Annotated in this window: 4 protein-coding genes; all 4 read right to left on the reverse strand. The window is 44.6% G+C overall.

Translation table 11 applies throughout. From position 1 onward, the window contains the following. The coding region (locus A4E24_RS01665; protein WP_292351106.1) for a TrkH family potassium uptake protein at positions 1–1,139 on the reverse strand (1,139 nt) is incomplete at its 3' end. A 10-nt stretch (positions 1,140–1,149) separates the two neighbouring features. After that, positions 1,150–2,484 carry a Trk system potassium transporter TrkA gene (gene trkA / locus A4E24_RS01670; protein ID WP_292351107.1) on the reverse strand — a complete coding sequence of 445 codons (1,335 nt, stop codon included), beginning with the start codon at positions 2,482–2,484 and terminating at the stop codon, positions 1,150–1,152. Positions 2,485–2,622: 138 nt separating this feature from the next. Then, entirely contained in the window at positions 2,623–3,786 is a 1,164-nt protein-coding gene (dnaJ, locus tag A4E24_RS01675; protein ID WP_292351108.1) for a molecular chaperone DnaJ, read from the reverse strand. A gap of 73 nt (positions 3,787–3,859) precedes the next feature. Further along, positions 3,860–4,124 (reverse strand): Hsp70 family protein (locus A4E24_RS01680; RefSeq protein WP_292351109.1); only part of this gene is annotated, 265 nt, incomplete at its 5' end.

A 4,124-nucleotide genomic window follows, 5' to 3' on the forward strand; every position in this document is an offset into this window, starting at 1 on the left:
GTCTTTCCATTGAACTTTATAGGCTTTACTGCTTTTGGATGAATGGCCTTGAAGAGTTCCCATCTGGCATACTTCAGTAACAACAACACCCGTACTGCTTTTGGACCACCTGCAGTTGACCCGGCACATCCTCCGATGAACATTACAAGTAACAGCACAATCCTTGAAGAATCGGGCCACAAATTGAAATCCGTACTGGCGAAACCCGTGGTTGTAAGGAGAGATACTACCTGGAACACGGAATAACGTAAACAGGTAAGTGGATCTGCACCCGTGCCATACCTTAACGCAAGAATAAGTACAGCACTTGCCATTACAACGATAGCAGTATAGAACTTGAATTCTTCATCCCTGAACAGAATTTTGTGATCAGTGTATATTGTCCTGTACAGCAAGGCAAAGTTTGCTCCTGCTATGAACATAAAAACTATGATTATAGCTTCTATTAAAGGACTATCAAAAGCCGCAATACCCAGACCATAAGGAGAAAAACCTCCAGTCGCCATTGTGGTGAACGTATGTGTAACAGAATCATAGGTTGACATCCCAGCCTGATGTAATGCAGCGATCTGTAAGGCCGATAGCACTACATATACCATCCAGAGGATCTTAGCTGTATCTCTGATCCTGGGTTTTATCTTGTCCTCTGTAGGGCCGGGAGCTTCAGCACGGATAAGCTGCCTGCCTGCAATAGCTAATTTAGGAAGGATTGCAACGAACAAGACAATGATACCCATTCCACCTATCCACTGGATAAAACTCCGCCAGAAAAGAATACTGCGTGAATGGCTTTCTATGTCATCAAGGATACTTGCACCAGTGGTAGTAAAACCAGACATGGTTTCAAAAAAAGCGTTAAGGGGAGATATACCTTCAACAATGAATGGGATGGCACCGAAAATCATAGCTGTTAACCAGCTGAGAGCCACAATAGCAAAAGCTTCCCTGAGCTTCCAGTCATCGTCTGACTTGTAGTGTGACCAGAGATATATGCCCACGATCTCCGTTAAGCCTATACCTACGAGAAAAGGAATTGGAGATTCATTATAATATAATGCCACAAGCAAGGGAACTACCATCATAAGTCCCAGAAAACGCAGGAGAGTTCCCAATACGCTCAGTATGACCTTTGAGTTCATGGACCACCTTTTACTTGAAAAGTTTTTCCACTGCCTCTATGGAAGAAGGAAGAGCGAATACCACTACCCTGTCATTTTCCTGGATCACCTGACTGCCACGAGGAACTATTGTCCTGCCATTATGCACGATCATACTTACAATGGCACCAGAGGGGAATTTTACATCACGCAATGGCTTGCCGACTATTTTTGACTTGCCTGAAGCCGTGTATTCGATTATCTCAGCTTTTTGCCCTTCGATGGTAGTGATGGACTCAATGCCTGTTCCCATGGTCAGTTTAAGCACCTCGTTGACAGTTGCTCCCCTGGGACTTACTGCACTGTCCACCCCGACCATTTCAAACAGAGAGATGTAATCAGACCTGTCCGACCTGGCAATCACCTTCTTAACTCCCAGTTTTTTAGCTATAAGGGAGCACAAGAGGTTCTTTTCGTCACTATCCGTGACGGAAACGACCACATCCATCTCATTGATACCCTCATCCTTCAGCAGATTGATATCTGTTCCGTCACCATGTAATACAAGAACCCCGGAAAGTTCGTCTGCGATCTCTTCACAACGGGTCTTGCGTGATTCTATTATCTTAATATCTGCCTCACTTTTACCGATGAGCTTCGCAAGATAAAAACCAACTACACCACCACCTATGATCATAACCTTACTACGTCTTCCAACGACCTCTCCCAGAAGGCCTCTTATGTCTTTCATTGCAGAAGGCTGACCTATCACTACTATGTGATCGTTCTCCAGGATAGAATCCTCACCATGAGGAATAATTACATCATCTTTCCGGAAAATCGCACTTATTATACAGCAATCAGTAAGATGAAGGTCCTTCATCATCTTATTGGCAAAATAGCTTCCTTTTGAAACCACCAGCTCCATCATTTCGACTTTGCCTTCTGCAAAGGATTCAGCATCAATGGCAGACGGTATTGCAAGTATCTGTGCGACCTCAGAGGCCATAGCAAGCTCAGGACATATCATCACATCGATCCCTATGCTAACACGCTTAGCTATTGGCTTATCGATGTAATCGGGATTGCTTACCCTTGCCAACGTCTTAAGTTTACTTTTATCTCCTACAAGAAGCTTGGAAGCCATGCATGCTACGATGTTGACCTCATCGGAACCAGTGACAGCCATCAGGATGTCAGTCCCTTTGATAAACTTGGACAATATAGATACATTCGCGCCATTACCCTGAATGACCTGGACATCCAGTTCATCAACTCGCTTACAGGCCTCTTCATCCTGTTCTATGACTATTACATCATTAGTGGAATACAGTGATTTTGCTATATGATAGCCTACTTCCCCTGCACCTATGATAACAGCTTTCATGAAATCCCTTCAGATAAATATTTCAACCCATATATAAAAGCGTACATCTGGAGGATAGGCATTTATGCCGATATTGGCTTTAAACATTGTTGAAAAAAACAGAAAAAAAATAGTTATGAAATTAAACAATTGTCCTGACTATGAGGTGAAAGCATCTTTCATTTTATCAAATATGCCTGAATGTTTATTTTTGCCACCTTTTTTGTCCAGTTCATCGAACTTCCGCAGTAACTCTTTCTGTTCTGAATTAAGGTTCTTAGGTGTCTGCACGATAACCTTTACAAGCTGGTCGCCTTCACCATTCCCATGTAAATGAGGCATACCTTTGCCTTTGAGCCTCAGAACAGAATGTGTCTGTGTCCCGGGTTTAATAGTCATTTTCACATTCCCATAGAGCGTAGGCACATGTACCTCATCACCCAAAGCCGCCTGTACAAATGAGATCGGCAGTTCGTAGAGTATATCATCTCCCAGACGTTCAAAGGTCTTATGAGGTTGCACATGCACCATGACATAAAGGTCTCCTGATGGTGCTCCCGGGCTTCCTGCTTCACCTTCCCCCCGGATCTTGAGCCGCAGGCCGTTATCGGCTCCTTTTGGCAGCTTTACAGAAAGTTTCTTTACTTTCTTGATCTTACCCGTACCTTTACATGCAGGACATGGGTCCTCTATTATCTGGCCATTGCCATGACATGTATTACAGACAGTTGTACTCATGAAACGCCCAAAGGGAGTATTACGTGCGCTGGTTATCTGCCCAGTGCCATGACATGTGGGACATGTTTTGGGGGTTGTGCCAGCCTTCGCGCCGGTTCCCCCACAGGTCTCACAGTTCTCGGCCCTTGGGACATTGATCGTAGTTTCCACACCATTGGCTGCTTCTTCCAGGGATATGGAAAGATCATAGCGCAGATCAGATCCTCTCATAGGAGCGTTGCGCCTACTTCTTCCACCACCGAAGATATCGCCTCCGAATCCTCCGAAGCCGCCTCCAAAGATGCTGGAGAGGATATCACCCAGATCCTCAAAGCCTCTGAAATCAGCACCACGGAAAATGTCTTCCTGTGAATAGCGCCCATCTATACCAGCGTGACCAAACTTATCATACTGGGCTCTCTTTTCTTCATCAGAGAGTACAGCATATGCTTCTGAGATCTCCTTGAACTTCTCCTCGGCATCCGAAGCCTTATTTTTGTCCGGATGGTATTGCATCGCAAGCTTCCTGTATGCCTTTTTTATTTCGGCTTCAGTAGACTCCTTGGAAACCCCAAGGATCTCATAATAATCACGTGTAGTGGACATGAAAGACCCTGTATGTCAGTATAAAATAAATAAGGTACGTTCGGATAGAACGTACCTTTATGCCTGAAACTGTTTAATTCTTACCGTCATCAACTATTTCATAGTCAGCATCTTCTACTGTATCATCGCCGGAACCCGACTTTGCAGAAGCCCCTGCCCCTGAAGCAGCTTCCTGCTGTGCTTTCTGATACATAGCAGCTGAAACATCATAGATGGCAGTCTGAAGAGCTTCGGTCCTGGACTTGATGGTCTCAATATCATCTTTCTGAAGAGCATCTTTCAGATCGGAGATGGCACTTTCCACTTTTGACTTCTGGTCTGCAGTTACAGAGTCACCC

This window comes from Methanomethylovorans sp. PtaU1.Bin093 (assembly GCF_002067275.1).
In the GTDB taxonomy this organism is placed as follows: domain Archaea; phylum Halobacteriota; class Methanosarcinia; order Methanosarcinales; family Methanosarcinaceae; genus Methanomethylovorans.